This is a genomic window from Hansschlegelia zhihuaiae (assembly GCF_004103825.1).
Classification (GTDB): Bacteria; Pseudomonadota; Alphaproteobacteria; order Rhizobiales; family Methylopilaceae; genus Methylopila; species Methylopila zhihuaiae.
In genome coordinates this window covers 127,506-147,178 of sequence record NZ_RYFI01000004.1, presented here as the reverse complement: position 1 = coordinate 147,178, position 19,673 = coordinate 127,506, and the positions used below count along the sequence as shown (strand labels likewise).

The following is a 19,673-nucleotide window of genomic DNA, read 5'->3' as shown; positions in this document are numbered from 1 at the left end:
ACAGGCGGCGCTGGACGGCGCGTTCCGCGGCGGGGCCGTGGCTGGGGTCGCGGCGGGCCGCGGGCTTGCGACAGTGGCCCGGTGGTCCTGGATCGCGATCAAGTTCTGCTGGCGCATGGCGCGGCGGACCGTGCGCCTGCTGATCGGCTCTGGCGAAGGCCTCGGCCTCACCTCCGGACGTCTGCGCCTCGCCGCGATCGCCTTCGGGCTCATCTATCTCGCGATCGTCGCCCGGCTCGTCCAATACGCCGTCGCCCCGAACCTCGACACGGTCGAGCGGGTCGCCCAGGCGGTCGCGGCCGTCTCGCGGCCCGACATCGTCGACCGCAACGGCATGGTGCTGGCGACCGACGTGAAGGTCTCGTCGCTCTATGCCGAGCCGAAGAACATCATCGACGTCGACGAGGCCGTCGATCTCCTCGCCCAGGCGCTGCCCGACCTCAACCAGAAGGACCTGCGCGCCAAGCTCTCCACCAAGAAGGGCTTCGTCTGGCTGAAGCGCGAGATCAGCCCGCGCGAGCAGGTCGCGGTGTTCCGCCTCGGCATCCCGGGCGTCGCCTTCGTGCAGGAGAACAAGCGCGTCTACCCGAACGGCGCGGAGGTCGCGCACGTCCTCGGTTTCGCGGACGTCGACAACAAGGGCATCGCCGGCATCGAGAAGTATTTCGACACCAGCGGCCTGACGGCGGCCGCGGCCGCCGCGGCCGGCCAGGGCGGGCGAATGGCGCCCATCCACATGGCGCTCGACATCCGCGTCCAGCACGCGGTGCGCGACGAGCTCATGGCCGGCATGAAGAAGTTCAAGGCGATCGCGGCCTCCGCGGCGATCGCCGACGTCGAGACCGGCGAGATCGTCAGCCTCGTCTCGCTGCCCGACTACGACCCCAATAATCCGACCGACGCGCTCAAGCCCGAGGCCATCAACCGCGTCAATGTCGGCGTGTTCGAGATGGGCTCGACCATGAAGGCGATGACGATCGCGATGGCGCTCGATTCAGGCAAGGTCAGCCTGCAGAGCCGGTTCGACGCCCGCGGGAATCTCCGCTACGGCCGCTTCACGATCCACGATTTCCATCCGACGCGGCGCATTCTCAGCGTGCCGGAAGTGTTCATCCATTCCTCGAACATCGGCACCGCGCGCATCGCCCTGACCATGGGCGTGGACGCCCACAAGGCGTTCCTGAAGAAGATGGGTCAGCTCGACCGGCTGCAGACCGAGCTGCCCGAGAGCGCGAGGCCGATCGTCCCGTACAAATGGGGCGAGCTGAACACCATCACGATTTCGTTCGGCCACGGCGTGGCGATCGCGCCGATCCAGTCCGTGATGGGCGTGAGCGCGCTGGTGAATGGCGGCTGGCTGATCAAGCCGACCTTCCTGCAGCGCTCTCTCGAAGAGGCCCGCGCCTCCGGGACCAAGGTGCTGAAGGAATCGACCTCGACCCAGATGCGCTACCTCATGCGCCTCAACGCTGAGAAGGGCTCGGCCAAGAAGGCCGACATCCCGGGCTATCGGGTCGGCGGCAAGACCGGAACGGCCGAGAAGGTGATCGGCGGCCGCTACTCGAAGACCAAGAACCTCACCGCCTTTACGGCCGTCTTCCCGATGGACAAGCCGCGCTACATGCTGCTCGTAGTGCTCGACGAGCCGAAGTCTCTGCCCGAGACCCACGGCTTCGCGACCTCGGGCTGGAACGTCGTGCCGGTCGGCGGCAAGATGGTCGAGCGCGTTGCGCCGCTGCTCGGCGTCGCGCCCGACTACGACGCGCCGCCCGCCAACGCCTTGCTCGGGGGCATCCCGACGGGAGCGGTCCAGGAGTGACCGATGGCGCGCGCACCCTCGGCGAGCTGTTTCCGGAAGCCGATCTCGATCCGGAAACCGCGGCGCGCCCGATCGCCGGCCTGACGGCCGACAGCCGCGCGGTCGCGCCGGGTTTCGTGTTCGCGGCGCTCGCAGGGGCGAAGACGGACGGCGCGCGCTTCGTCGGCCAGGCGATCGAGAAGGGCGCGGTCGCGATCCTCTCCGAAGCCGCGATCGAGGTGCCGGTCCCCGTGGTGCGCTTCGCGGACGCGAGGCGCGAACTCGCGCTCGCAGCGGCGCGCCTCCATCCGCGCCAGCCCGCCGTCATCGCGGCTGTGACCGGGACGAGCGGCAAGAGCTCGACAGTCACCTTCCTCCGCCAGATCTGGGCCCATGCCGGCCACGCCGCCGCGAGCCTCGGCACGATCGGCGTCACGAAGCCGTCCGGCGCGACCTACGGCTCGCTGACGACGCCCGATCCGGTGTCGCTGCACGAGACGCTCGACGCCCTCGCCGCCGAGGGCGTCACTCATCTCGCGATGGAGGCTTCGAGCCATGGCCTCGACCAGCGCAGACTCGACGGCGTGCGGCTCGCCGCCGTCGCTTTCGGCAATCTGAGCCGCGACCACCTCGATTACCATCCGACGATCCATGATTATCGCGAGGCGAAGCTCCGGCTGTTCCGCGAACTCGCCCGGGAGGGCGCCGGCGCGGTCGTGTGGGCGGACGGCTCCGACGCCTTCCATTTCGTGAAAGCGGCCCGCGATCGCGGGCTGCGGCTGATGACGATCGGGCAGAGGGGCGAGACGCTCAGGTTGAAGTCTGTCGTCCGCGAAGGCCTCGGCCAGCGGCTCGAGATCGCGCATGAGGACGGCGCGAGCCATGTGGTCCTTCCGCTCGCCGGCGCGTTCCAGGTCGAAAACGCGCTGCTGGCGGCCGGGCTCGCGATCGCGACCGGCGTCCCGCGGGCGACGGCGCTGGAGGCGCTCGAGAGCCTGGAAGGCGTGCCGGGGCGGCTCGAACTCGTCGGCGAGAAGAACGGCGCCGCGGTGTTCGTCGACTACGCCCATAAGCCGGGCGCCCTTTCGTCGATGCTCGGCGCGCTGCGTCCCTTCGCGGAGAAGCGGCTGATCGTCGTGTTCGGCTGCGGCGGCGACCGCGACCCCGGCAAGCGGCCGATGATGGGCGCGATCGCGGTCGAGCAGGCCGACGCCGTCATCGTCACCGACGACAATCCGCGCTCCGAGGACCCCGCGATGATCCGCGCGGCGATCCTCGCGGCCGCGCCTGGCGCCCGCGAGATCGGCGACCGCAGGGCCGCGATCGAGGCCGCGATCGGCGAGGCGGAACCCGGCGACGTGGTGGTGATCGCGGGCAAGGGTCACGAAACCGGCCAGATCGTGGGCGATCGGACCTTGCCGTTCTCGGACCATGAGGTCGCGCGGGCGGCGATCGGGGCCGAAGGGGGACCAGCATCGTGAGCGCGCCCAACACATTCGCGGAGCCGCTGTGGTCCGCGCCCGAGCTCGCGCTCGCGACCGCCGGCAGGCTGATCGGCCGGCCCGACGGCGCGCTCACCGGCGTCTCGATCGACAGCCGCACGATCGGACGCGGCGAGGTGTTCTTCGCCATCAGGGGCGACGTGCATGACGGCCACAAATTCGTCGGCGACGCGCTCGGCCGCGGCGCGAGCCTCGCGGTGGTTGACGAGGCGCATGCCGACGAGGCCGCGCCCTTCGGGCCGATCCTGATCGTCAAGGACGTGCTCGACGCGCTGGTCGCCACAGGCGTCGCAGCGCGCGCCCGCTCGCGAGGCAAGATCGTCGCCGTGACGGGCTCGGTCGGCAAGACCTCGACCAAGGAGGCGCTCCGCCTCGCGCTCGCCGAGGACGGTCCGACCCACGCCTCGGCCGCCTCGCACAACAATCATTGGGGCGTGCCCCTGACGCTGTCGCGGCTGCCGAAGAGCGCGGCCTATGGCGTGTTCGAGATCGGCATGAACCATGCCGACGAGATCCGGCCGCTGGTGAAGATGGTCCGGCCGCATGTCGCCATGGTCACCAATGTCGAGCCGGTGCATCTCGCCTCCTTCCCCAACGTCGAGGGGATCGCCGACGCCAAGGCCGAGATCTTCGAGGGCCTGGTGCGCGGCGGCCATGCGGTGGTGAACCGCGACAATCCGCACTACGAGCGGCTGAAGGCGGCCGCGGTCGCGGCCGGCGCGGCAGTCTGGAGTTTCGGCGAGCATGTCTCGGCCGACGCCCGGCTCGACAGGCTGGCGCTGAAGGATGCGAGCTCCTGCGTCGCCGCCAGCGTGCTCGGCGAGGCGGTGACCTTCAAGATCGGCGCGCCCGGCCGCCACCTTGTCCAGAACGCGCTCGGCGTGCTGCTCGCCGCCAAGCTCGCCGGCGCCGACCTCGCGCTCGCGGCGCTTGCGCTGGCCAAATTCGCGCCCCCCGCGGGCCGCGGGCGCCGCCTTCAGCTCGCGACGGGATCGGGGCCGCTCACCGTCATCGACGAGAGCTACAACGCCAACCCGGCCTCGATGCGCTCGGCGCTCGCGCTGCTCGGCCAGACGCCCTTGCCGGCGGGCGGACGCCGGATCGCGGCGCTCGGCGACATGCTGGAGCTCGGTCCGCAGGGGGCGGAGCTTCACGCCAAGGTCTCGGAATCCGTGGCCGCGGCCGGCGTCGACCTGGTGTTCGCCGCCGGCCCGTTGATGCGCTCGCTCTATGACGCGTTGCCCGCCGCGCGCCGCGGCGGCTGGACGGAGAGCGCGGCGGAGCTCCAGTCCATCCTGATCGACCGGGTCCGCGGCGGCGACGTGCTGATGGTCAAGGGTTCGAACGGCTCGCGCATGGGGCCGGTGGTCGCGGCGCTGAAGGCGCGCTTCTCGCCGCCTTCGGCAGTCGACGACACCGTCGCGGCCGGGTAAAGCGCGCCATGCTCACCTTCCTCGCCGAATTCTCCGACATCGTCCCGGGCTTTAATATCTTCCGGTACATCACGTTCCGCACGGGCGGCGCGGTGATGACGGGGGCGCTGTTCGTGTTCCTGTTCGGGCCCTGGATCATCGACCAGCTCCGGCTCAAGCAAGGCAAGGGCCAGCCGATCCGCGCCGACGGGCCGGCCACCCACCTGGTCAAACGCGGCACCCCGACGATGGGCGGGCTGATGATCCTGTCCGGGATGATCGCCACCATCCTGCTGTGGGGCAACCTCGCCAATCCTTACGTGTGGATCGTGCTGTTCGTGACCGTGGGCTTCGGCGCGATCGGCTTCTACGACGACTATCTCAAGGTCACGAAGCAGAGCCACGCCGGCTATTCGGGCAAGATGCGGCTTGGGCTGGAGTTCGCGATCGCGCTGATCGCGGTCTACTGCCTTGCGGCCGCAGCCCAGCCCGGCGGCTTCCGCGCGCCGTCGATGCCGGGGCTGGAGCACGGCTTCTCGACCTCGCTCGCCTTTCCGTTCCTGAAGAACTTCCTGCTCGACCTCGGCTGGTTCTTCGTCGCCTTCGGCGCGGTCGTGGTGGTGGGCGCGGGCAACGCCGTGAACCTCACCGACGGGCTCGACGGGCTCGCCATCGTGCCGGTGATGATCGCCTCGGCGAGCTTCGGCTTCATCGCCTATCTCTCGGGCAACGCGATCTTCGCCGACTATCTGCAGATCCACTTCACGCCCGGCACCGGCGAGATCGCGGTGGTGTGCGGGGCGATGCTGGGCGCGGGGCTCGGCTTCCTGTGGTTCAACGCGCCGCCGGCCTCGATCTTCATGGGCGACACGGGCTCTCTGGCGCTCGGCGGCATGCTGGGCACGGCCGCGGTCGCGACCAAGAACGAGATCGTGCTTGCGATCATCGGCGGCCTGTTCGTGCTCGAGGCGGTCTCGGTCATCGTCCAGGTCGTGTCCTTCAAGCTGACCGGGCGGCGGGTGTTCCGCATGGCGCCGATCCACCACCATTTCGAGCAGCTCGGCTGGTCCGAGCCGCAGGTGGTGGTGCGGTTCTGGATCATCGCCGTCGTGCTCGCGCTGATCGGCCTCGCGACGCTCAAGCTGAGGTGAGGGGGATGAGGGCGACGTCGTCGCAAGGCCGCGCTTCGACGGACTGCGTGCTTCGAGACGCCGTCCTGCGGACGGCTCCTCAGCGTGAGGGCCGTGTGTGGGAGCTGAAACCTCCTCATGCTGAGGAGCGGCGCGAAGCGGCGCGTCTCGAAGCACGCAGTCCGTCGCCCCAATCCGCCTTCTTCTGGATCAACCTCGCGCAGAGGCGGGACCGCGCGTCGTGACGCCTGCGACCTCGTTCAAGGGCCGACGCGTCGCGGTGTTCGGGCTCGGGGGCTCGGGGCTCGCCACCGTCCGTAGCCTCGTGGCCGGCGGCGCCGAGGTCACGGCCTTCGACGATTCGGAGGCGAGCGTCGCCAAGGCGAAGGCCGAGGGCCTGCCGACCGGCGATCTCCGCGAGGCCAAATTCGCGGCCTTCGACAGCCTGGTGCTGGCGCCCGGCGTGCCGCTCACCCATCCCAAGCCGCACTGGACCGTCGAGAAGGCGAAGGCGGCCGGCGTCGAGATCATCGGCGACATCGAGATCTTCTGCCGCGAGCGTCGCGCGATCGCGCCGGGCGCGGACTTCGTCGCGATCACCGGGACGAACGGAAAGTCCACCACCACGGCGCTGGTCGCCCATGTGCTGCGCGAGGCCGGCCGGGACGTCCAGATGGGCGGCAATATCGGCGTCGCCATCCTCGACCTCGAGCCGCCCTCGGGGACCCGCGTCCATGTCGTCGAGTGCTCGTCCTACCAGATCGACCTCGCGCCGACCCTCGACCCGACCGTCGGGATGATGCTCAACCTCTCTGAGGACCACCTCGAGCGCCACGGGACGATGGAGAACTACGCGGCGATCAAGGAGCGGCTCGTCGCCCGGTCCGGAACCGCCGTCGTCGGCCGCGACGACGAATTCTCGGTCGCCATGGCGGCGCGACTGAAGTCCGACGGCGTCAAGGTCGTCGAGATCTCGGAGGCCGACCCCATCGATCTGTCGGCCGCCCGCGCGCTCCGGGGAGCCCACAACGCCCAGAACGCCAATGCGGCGCTAGCGACGTGCCGTGCGCTCGGCCTGACCGACTCTGAAGTCCTCAAAGGCTTCGCCAGCTTCCCCGGCCTTGCGCACCGGATGGAGGAAATTCCGACCAAGGATGGCGTGGTCTGGATCAACGACTCCAAGGCCACCAACGTCGACAGCGCCGAGAAGGCGCTCGCCTCATTTGAAAAAGTGTTCTGGATTCTCGGCGGCAAGCCGAAGACCGGCGGGATCGAGGCGCTCGTCCCGTTCTTCCCTCGCGTCGAGCGCGCCTATCTGATCGGCGAGGCGGCCGAGGCCTTCGCCAAGACGCTTGCCGGCCACGACGTGCCCTGGGCGATCCTCGGCACGGTCGAGCGGGCGGTGGAGGCGGCGGCCGCCGACGCCGTCGCGGCGCTCGACGGAACGCCGGTCGTGCTGTTCTCGCCGGCCTGCGCCTCCTTCGACCAGTTCCGCAATTTCGAGGAGCGCGGCGAGGCGTTCCGGAAGGCTGTGCTGGCGCTCGGTTCGTGACGGCTCTGGCCGCCTGCGTGCTTCGAGACGGCCCTTCGGGCCTCCTCAGCATGAGGTGGTTTGTGTTTCCTCGCCGCTCCTCATGCTAAGGAGCCTCGCGTGAGCGAGGCGTCTCGAAGCACGCAGGCGCGAGCCGTGGGGGCCGCTTCCCGCCGCTCGGTCGGACTTCATTAACGCTAACGGGGTCATGCTCGGCGCGGCGCGCCTCCAGCGCCGTGACGCTGCTTCGGAGCCGCCTCGCATGATCTCCCGCGCGGAACGCACCCTCTTCGGCGAGTGGTGGTGGACCATCGACCGGGCGCTGCTGTTCGCGGTGATCGCGTTGATGGTGCTGGGCGTCGTGCTGTCGCTCGCGGCCTCGCCGCCGGTCGCCGAGCGCATCGGGCTCGACCTGTTCCACTTCGTGAACCGCCAGGCGCTGTTCCTGCCGCCGGCCTTCCTGATCATGGTCGGGGTGTCGTTCCTGAGCCCCCGCCAGGTGCGGCGGCTGGCCTGGATCGTGTTCGGCGTCGGCCTCGCGCTGCTTGCGCTCACCCTCGTCCACGGCACCGAGATCAAGGGGGCGCGGCGCTGGGTGAGCTTCGCGGGCGTGGTCGTCCAGCCGTCCGAATTCGTGAAGCCGGCCTTCATGGTGCTGGCCGCCTGGCTGTTCGCCGAGGGCTCCGAGCGCCGCGACATGCCGGGCCACATCCTGTCGACGCTGCTGCTCGGCTCGGTCGTCGGGCTCTTGGTGCTGCAGCCCGACCTCGGCCAGACCGTGCTGGTGACGTCGGTGTGGGGCGCGCTGTTCTTCCTCGCGGGCCTTCCCTGGATCTGGGTGGTCGGCCTCGGCGGCGTGGGCGCCTTCGGGCTGCTGACCGCATATCAGGCGCTGCCGCACGTCGCGCGCCGCATCGACCGATTCCTGGATCCGGAGGCCGGCGACAACTTCCAGATCGACAAGGCGACCGAGGCCTTCGCGTCCGGCGGCTGGTTCGGCAAGGGGCCGGGCGAGGGCACGGTGAAGCGCATCATCCCCGACGGCCACACCGACTTCATCTTCGCGGTGACGGGCGAGGAGTTCGGCCTGCTGTTCTGCATTGTGATCGTGGCGATCTACGCCTTCATTGTGCTGCGCGGCCTGCACCATGCGCGCAACACCCAGGACGGCTTCACGCGACTCGCGATCGCGGGGCTCACGCTGCTGTTCGGGCTGCAGTCGGCCATCAACATGGCGGTCAACTTGCACATGATGCCGGCCAAGGGCATGACGCTGCCCTTCGTGTCCTATGGCGGATCCTCGATGTTCGCGCTCGCGCTCGGAATGGGCATGCTGCTCGCGCTGACCCGCAAGAGGCCGCGCGCCGACACGCTGGCGGCCGAGATCGCGCGCCATGCGCGCCGGCATGCCCAGGCCCATGCGCCGTCCCGTCCCGCCGGGTCGGCCGCGTGACGCCAGACCGTCCGATCCTGCTGGCCGCGGGCGGAACCGGAGGACATCTGTTTCCGGCCGAGGCGCTCGCGGTCGAGCTCGCGCGGCGCGGCGCGGCGGTCGAACTGATCACCGACGAGCGCGCGCTCGCCTACGCGTCGCATTTCCCCGCCCGGGCGCTTCACGCGACCCCCGCCGACACCATCCGGGGCTCCGGCGCAGCCGCTTACGGCAAGCTCGGGCTGATCCTGTCCCGCGGCGTGCTGCGCTGCCTCGGAATCCTCCGTCAGGTGAGGCCGGCCGCGGTGGTGGGCTTCGGCGGCTACCCGACCTTCCCGCCGCTCGTCGCGGCGCGCCTGCTCGGCGTCCCGGTCGTGCTGCACGAACAGAACGCTGTGATGGGACGCGCCAACCGCATGCTGGCGAAGCTCGCCACCGCGATCGCGACCGGCTTTCCGACGGTGGCCGGAATTCCCGCCGGCCGCGTCGTGACCCATGTCGGCAATCCGGTCCGCCCGCAGGTCGTGGCCGCGGCGGCCGTGCCCTATCAGCCGCCGACCGACGGACAGCCGGTGCGGCTGCTCGTCTTCGGCGGCAGCCAGGGCGCGCGGATCATGTCGGAGGTCGTGCCCGCCGCGGTCGCTTTGCTGTCGGACGAATTGCGCGAGCGCCTCAGGGTCACGCAGCAGGCGCGGCCCGAGGACATCGAGCAGGCGCGGGCGGCCTATGCGGCCGCGGGCGTCGCGGCGGAGCTCTCGTCCTTCTTCGACGACATGCCGGCACATATGGCGCTCGCCCAGTTCGTCATCGCGCGCGCCGGCGCCTCCACGGTGGCCGAGCTCGCCGTCATCGGGCGGCCCTCCGTGCTGGTGCCGCTGCCGCACGCGCTCGACAACGACCAGCTCGCCAACGCCAATGCGCTGGCGCTCGCGGGCGGCGCGGTGGTGACCGCGCAGGCGCGCTTCACGCCGCAGTCGCTCGCCGACGAGCTCAGCCTGCGTTTCGCCGACCCCAAGGGGCTCGAGGCCGCGGCCGCGGCCGCCCGACGGGTCGGGACCCCGGACGCAGCGCGTCGGCTCGCGGATGTGGTATTGGCGGCGGCGGGCGGGCGACTCAGGCTCCCGCTCGCCGAAGTCCCGTCCTCGACCTGACTGTTTCCTCACGACCGCCATGAAGCTTCCTCGCGACATCGGGCCCATCCATTTCATCGGCATCGGCGGCATCGGCATGTCGGGCATCGCCGAGGTGCTGGCCAATCTCGGCTACAAGGTTCAGGGCTCGGACGCTGCCGAGAGCGCGAACGTCAAGCGCCTGCGCGAGAAGGGCGTGACGGTCACGGTGGGCCACGCGGCCGAAAACCTCGGCGCCGCCGAGGTCGTCGTCGTGTCGTCGGCGATCAAGCGCGGCAATCCGGAGCTCGCCGCAGCCCGCGATCGGCGGCTCCCGGTCGTGCGGCGCGCCGAGATGCTGGCCGAGCTGATGCGGCTCAAGACCTGCGTCGCGATCGCCGGCACCCACGGCAAGACCACCACGACCTCGCTGGTCGCGACCCTGCTCGACGCCGGCGGCCTCGACCCGACGGTCATCAATGGCGGCATCATCAACGCCTATGGGGCCAACGCCCGCATGGGCGACGGCGACTGGATGGTGGTGGAGGCCGACGAGAGCGACGGCACCTTCCTGAAGCTGCCCGCCGACGTCGCGGTCGTCACCAATATCGACCCCGAGCATCTCGATCATTTCGGCACCTTCGACGCGGTGAAGCAGGCGTTCCGCTCCTTCGTCGAGAACGTGCCGTTCTACGGCTTCGCGGTGATGTGCCTCGACCACCCGACCGTGCAGGACATGGTCGGGTTGATCGAGGACCGCCGGGTCGTGACCTATGGCGAGAACCCGCAGTCGGATGTGCGTTTGCGCGACCTCGACCTGCGCGGCGGCGTCTGCCGGTTCCGCGTCTCCATCCGCGACCGCAAGACCGGCGCGGAGACCGCGCTCGACGACCTGACGCTGCCGATGGCCGGCCGCCACAACGCGCTGAACGCCACCGCCGCGATCGCGGTGGCGCACGAGCTCGGCGCGACGCCGGACCAGATTCGCGCCGGCCTCTCCAAGTTCGGCGGCGTGAAGCGGCGCTTCACGCGCGTCGGCGAGTGGAACGGCGTCACGATCTTCGACGATTACGGCCACCATCCGGTCGAGATCGCGGCCGTGCTCAAGGCCGCCCGCGCCTCGACGGACGCGAAGGTCATCGCCGTCGTCCAGCCGCACCGCTACACCCGTCTGCATGCTTTGTTCGACGGCTTCTCAAGCTGTTTCAACGACGCCGACACGGTGATCGTGGCCGACGTCTACGCCGCCGGCGAGGCGCCGATCGAGGGCGCGGACCGCGACGGCCTGGTGGCCGGCTTGCGCGCCCGCGGCCATCGCCACGTCGTGCCGCTCGAAAGCCCGCAGGCGCTCGCGGGCGTGGTGGCGGGCATCGCCAGACCCGGCGACTATGTCGTGCTGCTCGGCGCGGGGTCGAGCACCTATTGGGCCGCGGCGCTTCCGGACGAATTGGCGGCGCTTAAAAACTGACGAGAGGGTGTGATAGACAAAGCGCCATGTCGATGTCGCGCGAAGATCTGTTGCAAAGTCTGCTGGACCTGGAGCCGAGCCTTCGAGCCGAAGGGGTGACGCATATGGCGCTGTTCGGCTCACGCGCCCGTCGCGACAACCGCCCGGATAGCGACATCGACGTGGCGATCGACGTCGAGCCGAACGCACGATTTTCACTGCTCGACCTGATTGGCGTGGTGCATTGCATCGAAGACAAGACGGCTCTGTCGGCCGATGTCTTCATGCGTCGCAGCCTCAGCGAAGGGTTGAGGAAGACATTGTCGCGGGACGCGATCGAGGTCTTCTGATGATTGAGCGGATCAAGTTCCGGCTTCACGACATTGAGGCCGCGATCCGCGACATCAGGGAGCTCCTCGACCACAAGACGATCAACGCGCTTTATACGGAACGTGCGACACGAGCGGCGTTCGAGCGCTTTCTCGAAATTCTGAGCGAAGCCTCGCGGCATGTTCCCGAAGAATGGAAGGCGCAGTGCGCTCCTGAAATCCCTTGGCGGCGAGTGGCCGATCTCGGCAATCAACTTCGTCACGGCTATAAGGCCATCGATGTCGAGATTCTCTGGACAATCTATGAGGATGACCTCGCAGCGCTTGAGCATGCTGTCGAGCGCATGCTGGGGACTTACTGTTCCGACGGATGATCGACGTAACATTACCGCCCAAGAAAAAATCCTCCCGAACAATGTCTGATAATCGTCACGTCCTCGACTCCGACCTCGCCGCCCTCATGCCCGACCTCCGCGGCAAGCTCGTCGCGGGTCAGGCGCTCGCGGACCTCGCCTGGTTCCGCGTCGGCGGACCGGCCGAAGTCCTGTTCTCGCCCGCCGACGAGGACGACCTCGCCTATTTCCTTGCGCGGCTCCCTGCCGAAATCCCCGTCTATCCGATCGGCCTCGGCTCGAATCTCCTTGTCCGCGACGGCGGGATGCCCGGCGTGGTGATCCGTCTCGGCAAGGCTTTCGCAGGGATCGAGCGGGTCGGCGAGGCGCGGCTGCTGGTCGGGGCGGCGGCGGCCGACAAGCGCGTCGCGCTCGCGGCGCTCGAGGCGGGCCTCGGCGGCTTCGCGTTCTATCACGGCATCCCCGGCGCGATCGGCGGGGCGCTGCGCATGAACGCCGGGGCGCACGGGACGGAGACCCGCGAGCGCGTGGTCGAGGTCTATGGGATCGATCGCGCAGGCGCGAAGCGGAGTTTCTCGAACGCCGAGATGGGGTATGCGTACCGCCATTCCTCCGCGCCCGCCGAAATGATCTTCACCGGCGCCCTGATGGAGGGCGTTCCGGCCGATCCGGTCGCGATCCGGAGCGAGATGGACGCGGTCGCCGAGCACCGCGAGACCAAGCAGCCGATCAAGAGCCGGACCGGCGGATCGACATTCAAGAACCCGCCGGGCCACTCCGCTTGGAAGCTGATCGACGCCGCCGGCATGCGTGGATTTGTCGTCGGCGGCGCAATGGTTTCGGAGATGCACTGCAACTTTCTGATCAATGTCGGGGGCGCGACCGCGACCGACATCGAGACGCTCGGCGAGGAGGTCCGCCGCCGGGTGAGGGAGACCTCGGGCGTCGAGCTCGAATGGGAGATCAAGCGGATCGGGGTGGCGGCCTAGACGCTGCCCTTACGTCCCGGCTTTGAGCCGGGTCCCATGATCGCCGGCGCAGCCGGGTGAAATGCGTCGCACGCCGCGGTCCTCCGTCGACCGCGGCGTTTATGGGTCCCGGCTCTTCGCTTCGCTGCGGCCGGGACACGGGTCGCGAGGTTCGGGGAAAAGCGCATGACCAAGCACGTCGCCGTCCTGATGGGCGGCTGGTCGTCGGAGCGGCAGGTCTCGCTCTGGTCGGGAGAAGCCTGCGCCAAGGCGTTGGAAGGCGAGGGCTTTCGGGTCACGCGCATCGACGTCGGCCGCGACCTCGCGGAGGTTCTGGCGCGCACGAAGCCCGACGTCTGCTTCAACGCGCTGCATGGCCGCTTCGGGGAAGACGGAACGGTGCAGGGCATGCTCGAGGTGATGGGCATCCCCTACACCCATTCGGGCGTGCTCGCGTCCTCGCTCGCGATGCACAAGGAGCGCGCCAAGATCGTGATGGCGGCCGCCGGCGTGCCGGTTCCGCGTGGCAAAACGGTGACACGGGAAGAAGCCGCCAAAGCCCATGTCTTAAAGCCGCCTTACGTTCTCAAGCCTGTCGACGGAGGTTCGTCCGTTGGTGTCCTGATCGTTAACGCCGACCACGAGCATCCGCCGCAGGAGCTGACGCGCGACGACTGGAGCCACGGCGAATTGCTGCTCGCCGAAAATTTCGTTGCAGGCAAGGAACTTACCTGCGCGGTCCTCAACGATGAGGCGCTCGACGTGATCGAAATCCTGCCCTCCGAGGGGTGGTACGATTTTGAGGCGAAGTACGCGAAGGGCGGCTCGAAGCACGTTCTGCCGGCCGAAATTTCACCCTTTGTTTACCAACAGGTCCGAAAACTGGCTGTCGCGGCGCATCACGCGCTCGGGTGCCGCGGGGTCAGCAGAGCCGATTTCCGTTTCGACGACCGCGAGGGCGGAACGGGAGAGCTCGTCTGCCTCGAAGTCAACACGCAGCCCGGCATGACGGAGACGTCGCTCGTGCCGGAACTCGCCGCTTATGTCGGCATGGGGTTTGGTGAGCTCGTCAGATGGCTGGTGGAGGACGCCTCCTTAGAACGCTAGACGAGCCGCAGGAGCAGGCGCCGCCCCGGCGCGCCCCGAAGACCAAAACCCGCCCGACGCTGGTCTATCGCGTCGACCCCAATATGCGCTCGGCCGCCGAGGCCGCGCAGCGCGAGCGCCCCGACCTCGACGACGTCGACGAGGTGATCGGCGCCAGCCGCTGGACGTCGCTCCGCTTCAAATTCGAGCGCGTCGCGCGCAAACGCAGGCTGGGCCTCGCGCTGACCGCGGGCCTGTTCGCCGCCACCGGAATCGCCGGGATGATCGAGGGCGGCCACTGGCCGACGGTCCGCGACGAGCTGCTGAACTCCCACGTCACGGTCGCGAATCTCCTCGGCTTCCGCGTGATCGCGGTGCAGACCGAGGGCCAGAGCGCGCTCACCGACGACGAGGTGCTGCTCGCCCTCGGCGTGAAGGACGACACCGCGCTTCCCTTCCTCGACGTCGGCGCGGCGCGCGCGCGGCTGATGGCGAACCCGCTCGTCCAGGACGCGACCGTCCGCAAGCTGTTCCCCGACCGCGTCACCGTCCACCTCGTCGAGCGCAAGCCCTTCGCGCTCTGGCAACACGACGGCAAGGTCCAGATCCTCGCGGCCGACGGCACCCCGATCGACGAGTTCCGCGACTCGCGCTTCGCGCATCTGCCGCTCGTCGTCGGACCTTCGGCGAACGTGAAGGCCCAGGCGCTGCTCGACGCGCTCGCGCTCGCGCCGAAGCTCAAGCAGGAGACCTACGCGGCGGTGCTGGTCGCCGAGCGGCGCTGGAATCTCAGGCTGCGTTCGGGCGTCGAGGTGAAGCTGCCGGAGGACGATTTCGGGGCGGCGCTCGTCAAGCTCGAGGCGCTGCAGGCCAAGCAGAACATCTTCGCGAAATGGATCACCGCGGTCGACCTCAGGTCGCCCGACAAGGTCGTGGTGCGGCTCTCCCCTGAGGGGGCCGCGATGATGGCCGAAGCCGACAAGGCGGCCGCCAAGGCGCGCAAGAAAGCGGGCCAGACATGAGCGCGGCGTTCCCCTACGGCGTCGTCCCCAAGATGCGGCCGCTGCCGGCGCGGCGCGCCGTGATCGTGTCGGCGCTCGACGTCGGCACCTCCAAGGTCGCGTGCCTCGTGGCGCGGCTGCGCCCGACCGAGCCCGGCGACGCGCTGCCGGACCGCTCCCACATGGTCGAGCTGATCGGCGTCGGCCACCAGCGCTCCCGCGGCGTCAAGGGCGGCAAGATCGTCGACATGGAGGCGGCCGAGCAGGCGATCCGCCTCGCGGTCGACGCAGCCGAGCGCATGGCGGGCGTCCAGATCGAGAGCGTGATCGTATCGGTCTCGGCCGGCCGTCTCGCCTCCGAGACCTTCCACGCCGAGGTCGGCCTCGCGGGCAAGCCCGTCGAGGACCGCGACATCCGTCGCGTGCTGCAGGCCGGCTGCGTCCACACCGTGCGCCCCAACCGCGCCGTGGTGCATTCGATCCCGACGGGCTTCGCGCTCGACGCGACCCGAGGCGTGCGCGACCCGCAAGGCATGGTCGGGCAGCAGCTCGGCGTCGACATGCATATCGTCACCGCTGAAGGCGCGCCGCTCCGGAACCTCACGCTCTGCGTCGAGCGCAGCCATCTGAACGTCGAGACCATGGTGGCCGCGCCCTACGCCGCCGGCCTCGCGAGCCTGGTGGACGACGAGTCGGAGATGGGCGTCACGCTGATCGACATGGGCGGCGGCGCGACCTCGGTCGCGGTGTTCCAGCACGGCTCCTTCGTGCATTGCGACGCGGTGGCGCTCGGCGGCCATCACGTGACCCTCGACCTCGCCCGCGGGCTGTCGACCTCGATCGACGAGGCCGAGCGTCTGAAGACCCTGCACGCCAGCGTGTTCCCGTCGATCACCGACGAGCGCGAGCAGATCTCCGTCACGCCGGTCGGCGAGACCGAGCCGGAGTCGCAGAACTACCTGCCCAAGTCGATGATCGTGAAGATCGTCAAGCCGCGCGTCGAAGAGACGCTCGAGCTCGTGCGGGATCGCCTGCGGGCCTCCGGCCACGCCTCCGAGGCGCGCCGCGTGGTGCTGACCGGCGGCGCCTGCCAGCTCACGGGCCTCGCCGAACTCGCGCGCCGCATCCTCGACCGGCCGGTCCGGATCGGCCGCCCGCTCGGCGCCCGCGGCCTGCCGGAGGCCGCCAAGGGGCCGGCCTTCGCGGCGCCGGTCGGACTTCTGGTTTTTCCGCAGGTCGCGGGGATCGAGCATGTCGATCCGAAGCGGCTGCGTCGCGGAAGCGGGCAACCGCCGAAGGACACGTACATCCACCGGGTCGGCCGGTGGCTGAAGGAGAGCTTCTGACCGGCGGCGCGGCGGCCGTCGGTCGGATGGGGCCAAGCGCGCCCTCCGAACGCCGAAGACTTGAAACTGGCACGCCGGATGGCGCGAACACCTAGAGGCTTGAGATGACCATCAACCTGAAGATGCCGGACATCCGTGAACTGAAGCCCCGCATCACCGTGTTCGGCGTCGGCGGCGCCGGCGGCAACGCCGTCAACAACATGATCGAGGCGGGCCTGGTCGGCGTCGACTTCGTCGTGGCCAACACCGACGCGCAGGCGCTGACGCTCTCCAAGGCCGAGCGCATCATCCAGATGGGCGTGCAGGTCACCGAAGGCCTCGGCGCGGGCTCGCAGCCCGAGGTCGGCCGCGCGGCGGCCGAAGAGGTCATCGACGAGATCCGCGACCACCTCTCGGGCGCGCACATGGCCTTCATCACCGCCGGCATGGGCGGCGGCACCGGAACGGGCTCCGCGCCGGTCGTCGCCCGCGCGGCCCGCGAGGCCGGCATCCTGACCGTCGGCGTCGTCACCAAGCCGTTCCACTTCGAAGGCATGCGCCGGATGAAGACGGCCGAAGCCGGCATCGATGAGCTGCAGAAGGCGGTCGACACGCTGATCGTCATCCCGAACCAGAACCTGTTCCGGGTCGCGAACGAGCGCACCACCTTCGCCGACGCCTTCGCGATGGCCGACCAGGTGCTCTATTCGGGCGTCGCCTGCATCACCGACCTGATGGTCAAGGAAGGTCTGATCAATCTCGACTTCGCCGACGTCCGGGCGATCATGCGCGAGATGGGCAAGGCCATGATGGGCACCGGCGAGGCCTCGGGCGACAAGCGCGCCGTGCAGGCCGCCGAGGCCGCGATCGCCAATCCGCTGCTCGACGACGTCTCCATGAAGGGCGCGCGCGGCCTGCTGATCTCGATCACGGGCGGCAACGACCTCACCCTCTATGAGGTCGACGAGGCCGCGACCCGCATCCGCGAGGAGGTCGATTCGGAGGCCAACATCATCCTCGGCGCGACCTTCGACGAGAGCCTCGAGGGCATCATCCGCGTCTCGGTCGTCGCGACCGGAATCGACCACATCCTCGAGGCCGGCCAGCCGAGCCCGGCCGAGCAGCGCATCGCCGAACTCGCCAGCCGCTTCAAGCAGCCGGCCCCCGCCCATCGCAGCCCGGAGCCGCAGCCGCTGCCGCAGTTCCGTGCCCCGCAGGCCCAGGCGCCCGCGCCGCAGCAGATGGAGGCTCCGGCCGAGGAGAACCATTACGACGCGCAGGTGGTGGCCGCGATCGAGGACGTCACCATCCGGGCGGCCGCGCCGAAGCCCGCCCTGATGGTCGACCCCCAGCCGCTCGCCGACGAGCGCTTCGAGGAGGAGCAGGCCCACGAGGCGCCCTACATCCCGCCGCACGCCGAGCGGGCGCCGTCCCGCGCGCCGCGCATGCCGCGAATCGAGGACCTTCCGATGCCCGCGCAGGCGCAGATCCGCGCCAATCACCAGGCGGAGAGCGCCGCTGCGCCGGATCGGAAGCGCATGACGCTGCTGCAGCGCCTGGCCTCCGGCCTCGGCCGCGGGCACGAGGACGAGGCGCCCCAGGCGCACGCCCCTCAGCCCCTGCATCACGCGCCGCAGCAGGCCCCGGCTCCGCAGATGCGCGCGCCCGGGCCCCAGAGCGAGTTCGCCCGTCGCCCGCAGCCGCAGATGAGCCGTCCGGCCCAGGGCCAGCTCGACGCCCATGGCCGCGCTCCGGCCCCGCAGCACCCGCGCGGCCTCGAGGACGACCAGCTCGAGATCCCGGCCTTCCTCCGCCGCCAGGCGAACTGAGGCGCGATCTGAACTGAAGGAGACGGCCCGGGTTCGCGAGAGCCCGGGCCGTTCGCTGTTGGCGAACTGTCGCCCAAAAGCCGCGCGTGCACCCCGATCGGGATTCGGTTATAGACTTCCGCCACGACGCCGCCATGGTGCGGCGCAAGCCTGCGCTTCTCAAGGCGCGGCCGGTCCCGGGGGCCGTCACCGATCACTCGTTCACGAGGCTCGCGATGTCCGTGCGTACGCCATCAAGTCTGTCCGCCGCGCGGGGGCGCGGCCTCGCGCGCTTCGCGCTGCTGGCCGCGGTGGCGCTGCCGATCGCGGCCTGCTCGATGTTCAACAGCAAGGAAGACGAGCTCGCGCCCGACGAGCCCGCGGACAAGCTCTACAATGAGGGCCTGACCGGCCTGAACAGCGGCGACTACGACGCCGCGAAGAAGAAGTTCACCGAGGTCGACCGGCAGCATCCCTACACGGACTGGGGCCGCAAGGCGGTGCTGATGACGACCTATACGAGCTACCGCAGCGGCAAGTACGACGACGCCATCACCAACGGCAAGCGCTACGTCCAGCTCCATCCGACGAGCCCCGACGCGGCCTACGCGCAGTATCTTGTCGGCATGTCCTACTACAATCAGGTGCCGGACGTGAGCCGCGACCAGGAGCGCACGACGCGCGCCATCGCGGCTTTCGACGAGCTGGTGCGCCGCTGGCCGACCAGCGAATACGCCGAGCCCGCCAAGCGCCGCGCCTCGGTCGCCCGCGACCAGCTCGCCGGCAAGGAGATGCAGGTCGGGCGCTACTATCTCGCCCGCAAGGACTACACCGGGGCGATCAATCGCTTCCGCGTGGTGGTCAGCCAGTACCAGCAGACGCGCCACGTCGAGGAGGCGCTGCACCGGCTGGTCGAGGCCTATATGTCGCTCGGCATCGTGGGCGAGGCGCAGACCGCCGCCGCCATCCTCGGCCACAACTATCCGGACAGCGCCTGGTACCAGTCGAGCTTCCAACTCCTGAACCAGAGCGGCCAGCAGCCGCAGGAAAACAAGGACAGCTGGATCAGCCGCGCCTTCAGCGGCAACAAGACCGTCGCCCAAAACCCGGCTTGACCGCTCTCGCGCGGGACGCGCCGTGCTCGCAAGGCTTTCGATCCGCGATATCGTCCTGATCGACCGACTGGACATCGACTTCGGCGACGGGCTCTCGGTGCTGACCGGCGAGACCGGCGCCGGCAAGTCGATCGTGCTCGACGCCGTGTCGCTCGCGCTCGGCGGCCGCGGCGACGGCGCGCTGGTCCGCGAGGGCGAAGCGCAAGGGCAGGTCACCGCCGCCTTCGACCTTGCTTCCGGCCATCCGGCCCGCGCTCTGCTGCGCGAGCAGGACATCCCCGACGACGGCGACCTGATCCTGCGGCGCGTCCAGGCCCGCGACGGCCG

At 69.6% G+C, this 19,673-nt stretch carries 17 protein-coding genes; all 17 read left to right on the top strand.

The features are described 5' to 3' along the window. The first annotated feature begins 115 nt into the window (after positions 1-115). Positions 116-1,819: a peptidoglycan D,D-transpeptidase FtsI family protein gene (locus EK403_RS06020; protein WP_428979578.1), complete on the top strand. Its 1,704-nt coding sequence runs from the start codon at positions 116-118 to the stop codon at positions 1,817-1,819. Next, positions 1,816-3,279, top strand: a complete 1,464-nt coding sequence (locus tag EK403_RS06015; RefSeq protein WP_128776598.1) for a UDP-N-acetylmuramoyl-L-alanyl-D-glutamate--2,6-diaminopimelate ligase — start codon at positions 1,816-1,818, stop codon at positions 3,277-3,279. Before EK403_RS06020 ends, EK403_RS06015 begins: the two co-directional genes overlap by 4 nt. Then, positions 3,276-4,733: a UDP-N-acetylmuramoylalanyl-D-glutamyl-2,6-diaminopimelate--D-alanyl-D-alanine ligase gene (locus tag EK403_RS06010; protein ID WP_128776597.1), complete on the top strand. Its 1,458-nt coding sequence runs from the start codon at positions 3,276-3,278 to the stop codon at positions 4,731-4,733. The genes EK403_RS06015 and EK403_RS06010 overlap by 4 nt, the downstream gene beginning before the upstream one ends. An 8-nt stretch (positions 4,734-4,741) precedes the next feature. Next, positions 4,742-5,863 carry a phospho-N-acetylmuramoyl-pentapeptide-transferase gene (gene mraY, locus EK403_RS06005; protein WP_128776596.1) on the top strand — a complete coding sequence of 374 codons (1,122 nt, stop codon included), beginning with the start codon at positions 4,742-4,744 and terminating at the stop codon, positions 5,861-5,863. Between the two features lie 220 nt (positions 5,864-6,083). After that, the gene (murD, locus tag EK403_RS06000) at positions 6,084-7,394 is read left to right on the top strand and encodes a UDP-N-acetylmuramoyl-L-alanine--D-glutamate ligase (RefSeq protein WP_128776595.1); all 1,311 of its coding nucleotides are present in this window, start codon (positions 6,084-6,086) and stop codon (positions 7,392-7,394) included. A 241-nt stretch (positions 7,395-7,635) separates the two neighbouring features. Next, positions 7,636-8,826, top strand: a complete 1,191-nt coding sequence (gene ftsW, locus EK403_RS05995; protein WP_128776594.1) for a putative lipid II flippase FtsW — start codon at positions 7,636-7,638, stop codon at positions 8,824-8,826. Further along, a complete protein-coding gene (gene murG / locus EK403_RS05990; protein WP_206659487.1) occupies positions 8,823-9,956 on the top strand; it encodes an undecaprenyldiphospho-muramoylpentapeptide beta-N-acetylglucosaminyltransferase in 1,134 nt (377 codons plus the stop codon). The genes ftsW and murG overlap by 4 nt, the downstream gene beginning before the upstream one ends. 19 nt (positions 9,957-9,975) lie before the next feature. Then, positions 9,976-11,382 carry a UDP-N-acetylmuramate--L-alanine ligase gene (murC, locus tag EK403_RS05985; RefSeq protein ID WP_128776593.1) on the top strand — a complete coding sequence of 469 codons (1,407 nt, stop codon included), beginning with the start codon at positions 9,976-9,978 and terminating at the stop codon, positions 11,380-11,382. A 26-nt stretch (positions 11,383-11,408) separates the two neighbouring features. Next, positions 11,409-11,711, top strand: a complete 303-nt coding sequence (locus tag EK403_RS05980) for a nucleotidyltransferase family protein (RefSeq protein ID WP_128776592.1) — start codon at positions 11,409-11,411, stop codon at positions 11,709-11,711. Then, a complete protein-coding gene (locus tag EK403_RS05975) occupies positions 11,711-12,064 on the top strand; it encodes a HepT-like ribonuclease domain-containing protein (RefSeq protein ID WP_128776591.1) in 354 nt (117 codons plus the stop codon). The genes EK403_RS05980 and EK403_RS05975 overlap by 1 nt, the downstream gene beginning before the upstream one ends. Before the next feature lie 41 nt (positions 12,065-12,105). After that, entirely contained in the window at positions 12,106-13,032 is a 927-nt protein-coding gene (gene murB, locus EK403_RS05970; protein ID WP_128776590.1) for a UDP-N-acetylmuramate dehydrogenase, read from the top strand. Positions 13,033-13,197: 165 nt separating this feature from the next. Then, the gene (locus EK403_RS05965) at positions 13,198-14,118 is read left to right on the top strand and encodes a D-alanine--D-alanine ligase (RefSeq protein ID WP_128776589.1); all 921 of its coding nucleotides are present in this window, start codon (positions 13,198-13,200) and stop codon (positions 14,116-14,118) included. Beyond that, complete coding sequence (locus EK403_RS05960) at positions 14,085-15,119, top strand: cell division protein FtsQ/DivIB (RefSeq protein WP_128776588.1); 1,035 nt, start codon at positions 14,085-14,087, stop codon at positions 15,117-15,119. The genes EK403_RS05965 and EK403_RS05960 overlap by 34 nt, the downstream gene beginning before the upstream one ends. Beyond that, positions 15,116-16,444 carry a cell division protein FtsA gene (ftsA, locus tag EK403_RS05955; protein ID WP_128776587.1) on the top strand — a complete coding sequence of 443 codons (1,329 nt, stop codon included), beginning with the start codon at positions 15,116-15,118 and terminating at the stop codon, positions 16,442-16,444. Before EK403_RS05960 ends, ftsA begins: the two co-directional genes overlap by 4 nt. A gap of 104 nt (positions 16,445-16,548) precedes the next feature. Further along, positions 16,549-18,252 (top strand): cell division protein FtsZ, encoded by a 1,704-nt coding sequence (ftsZ, locus tag EK403_RS05950; protein WP_128776586.1) that lies wholly within the window; start codon positions 16,549-16,551, stop codon positions 18,250-18,252. A 215-nt stretch (positions 18,253-18,467) separates the two neighbouring features. Then, complete coding sequence (locus EK403_RS05945; protein ID WP_128776585.1) at positions 18,468-19,346, top strand: outer membrane protein assembly factor BamD; 879 nt, start codon at positions 18,468-18,470, stop codon at positions 19,344-19,346. Between the two features lie 22 nt (positions 19,347-19,368). Continuing rightward, positions 19,369-19,673 (top strand): AAA family ATPase (locus EK403_RS22980; protein ID WP_245479537.1); only part of this gene is annotated, 305 nt, incomplete at its 3' end.